Consider the following 3,157-nt stretch of genomic DNA (forward strand, 5'->3'; position numbering starts at 1 on the left):
GGTGTGACCTCCTTGCCATTGTCACCAGACAAGTGAATGATTATACATTCAAAACTAGATAGTAAGTAAAGATTTGCGTCGCAAAACTTGAAAAAATTGATTAAGTCTTCGATCGATTAGTATTCGTCAGCTCCACGTGTCACCACGCTTCCACCTCGAACCTATTAACCTCATCATCTCTGAGGGATCTTATAACCGAAGTTGGGAAATCTCATCTTGAGGGGGGCTTCATGCTTAGATGCTTTCAGCACTTATCCCGTCCATACATAGCTACCCAGCTATGCCGTTGGCACGACAACTGGTACACCAGAGGTATGTCCATCCCGGTCCTCTCGTACTAAGGACAGCTCCTCTCAAATTTCCTACGCCCACGACGGATAGGGACCGAACTGTCTCACGACGTTCTGAACCCAGCTCGCGTACCGCTTTAATGGGCGAACAGCCCAACCCTTGGGACCGACTACAGCCCCAGGATGCGATGAGCCGACATCGAGGTGCCAAACCTCCCCGTCGATGTGAACTCTTGGGGGAGATAAGCCTGTTATCCCCGGGGTAGCTTTTATCCGTTGAGCGATGGCCCTTCCATGCGGAACCACCGGATCACTAAGTCCGTCTTTCGACCCTGCTCGACTTGTAGGTCTCGCAGTCAAGCTCCCTTATGCCTTTACACTCTATGAATGATTTCCAACCATTCTGAGGGAACCTTTGAGCGCCTCCGTTACCTTTTAGGAGGCGACCGCCCCAGTCAAACTGCCCGCCTGACACTGTCTCCCACCACGATAAGTGGTGCGGGTTAGAAAGCCAACACAGCTAGGGTAGTATCCCACCAACGCCTCCACGTAAGCTAGCGCTCACGTTTCAAAGGCTCCTACCTATCCTGTACAAGCTGTGCCGAATTTCAATATCAGGCTACAGTAAAGCTCCACGGGGTCTTTCCGTCCTGTCGCGGGTAACCTGCATCTTCACAGGTACTATGATTTCACCGAGTCTCTCGTTGAGACAGTGCCCAAATCGTTACGCCTTTCGTGCGGGTCGGAACTTACCCGACAAGGAATTTCGCTACCTTAGGACCGTTATAGTTACGGCCGCCGTTTACTGGGGCTTCGATTCGTAGCTTCGCAGAAGCTAACCACTCCTCTTAACCTTCCAGCACCGGGCAGGCGTCAGCCCCTATACATCACCTTACGGTTTAGCAGAGACCTGTGTTTTTGATAAACAGTCGCTTGGGCCTATTCACTGCGGCTCTTCTGGGCTTGCACCCTAAAGAGCACCCCTTCTCCCGAAGTTACGGGGTCATTTTGCCGAGTTCCTTAACGAGAGTTCGCTCGCTCACCTTAGAATTCTCATCTTGACTACCTGTGTCGGTTTACGGTACGGGCACCTAATCTCTATCTAGAGGCTTTTCTCGGCAGTGTGAAATCAACGACTCGAGGAAACAATTTCCTCTCCCCATCACAGCTCAATCTTAAGAGTGCCGGATTTGCCTAACACTCAATCTCACTGCTTAGACGTACAATCCAATCGTACGCATCGCCTATCCTACTGCGTCCCCCCATCGATTAAAACGATTATAGGTGGTACAGGAATATCAACCTGTTATCCATCGCCTACGCCTGTCGGCCTCAGCTTAGGACCCGACTAACCCAGAGCGGACGAGCCTTCCTCTGGAAACCTTAGTCAATCGGTGGACGGGATTCTCACCCGTCTTTCGCTACTCACACCGGCATTCTCACTTCTAAGCGCTCCACATGTCCTTGCGATCATGCTTCAACGCCCTTAGAACGCTCTCCTACCATTGTCCAAAGGACAATCCACAGCTTCGGTAATATGTTTAGCCCCGGTACATTTTCGGCGCAGTGTCACTCGACTAGTGAGCTATTACGCACTCTTTAAATGATGGCTGCTTCTAAGCCAACATCCTAGTTGTCTGGGCAACGCCACATCCTTTTCCACTTAACATATATTTTGGGACCTTAGCTGGTGGTCTGGGCTGTTTCCCTTTCGAACACGGACCTTATCACCCATGTTCTGACTCCCAAGTTAAATTAATTGGCATTCGGAGTTTGTCTGAATTCGGTAACCCGAGAGGGGCCCCTCGTCCAAACAGTGCTCTACCTCCAATAATCATCACTTGAGGCTAGCCCTAAAGCTATTTCGGAGAGAACCAGCTATCTCCAAGTTCGATTGGAATTTCTCCGCTACCCACAGTTCATCCGCTCACTTTTCAACGTAAGTCGGTTCGGTCCTCCATTCAGTGTTACCTGAACTTCAACCTGACCATGGGTAGATCACCTGGTTTCGGGTCTACGACCAAATACTATACGCCCTATTCAGACTCGCTTTCGCTACGGCTCCACATTTTCTGCTTAACCTTGCATCAGATCGTAACTCGCCGGTTCATTCTACAAAAGGCACGCCATCACCCATTAACGGGCTCTGACTACTTGTAAGCACACGGTTTCAAGTTCTCTTTCACTCCCCTTCCGGGGTACTTTTCACCTTTCCCTCACGGTACTGGTTCACTATCGGTCACTAGAGAGTATTTAGCCTTAGGAGATGGTCCTCCCAGATTCCGACGGAATTTCACGTGCTCCGTCGTACTCAGGATCCACTCAAGAGAGAATATATTTTCAACTACAGGATTATTACCTTCTTTGATTCAACTTTCCAGATGATTCGTTTAATATATTCCTTTGTAACTCCGTATAGAGTGTCCTACAACCCCAATAAGCAAGCTTATTGGTTTGGGCTCTTCCCGTTTCGCTCGCCGCTACTCAGGGAATCGAATTTTCTTTCTCTTCCTCCGGGTACTAAGATGTTTCAGTTCTCCGGGTCTGCCTTCTGACAAGCTATGAATTCACTTGTCGATAACACAACATAACTTGTGCTGGGTTTCCCCATTCGGAAATCTCTGGATCAACGCTTACTTACAGCTACCCAAAGCATATCGTCGTTAGTAACGTCCTTCATCGGCTTCTAGTGCCAAGGCATCCACCGTGCGCCCTTAATAACTTAATCTAATATAGTTATTAATCTGTGAGTGTTCTTTCGAACACTAGCGATTATTTTTTATGAATTCAAGCTTATTTAAAACTCTATTCACTCGGTTTTGCTTGGTAAAATCTATTTACTTACTTATCTAGTTTTCAATGTACAA

Annotated in this window: 1 rRNA gene; it reads right to left on the bottom strand. The window is 48.3% G+C overall.

What is annotated here, in order from left to right:
• Nucleotides 1–96 precede the first annotated feature (96 nt).
• Nucleotides 97–3,018 (bottom strand): 23S ribosomal RNA (locus tag HMPREF3046_RS03170).
• Nucleotides 3,019–3,157 lie beyond the last annotated feature (139 nt).

Origin of the sequence: Staphylococcus sp. HMSC070D05, from assembly GCF_001815595.1 — a bacterium.
Lineage (GTDB): Bacteria > Bacillota > Bacilli > Staphylococcales > Staphylococcaceae > Staphylococcus > Staphylococcus hominis.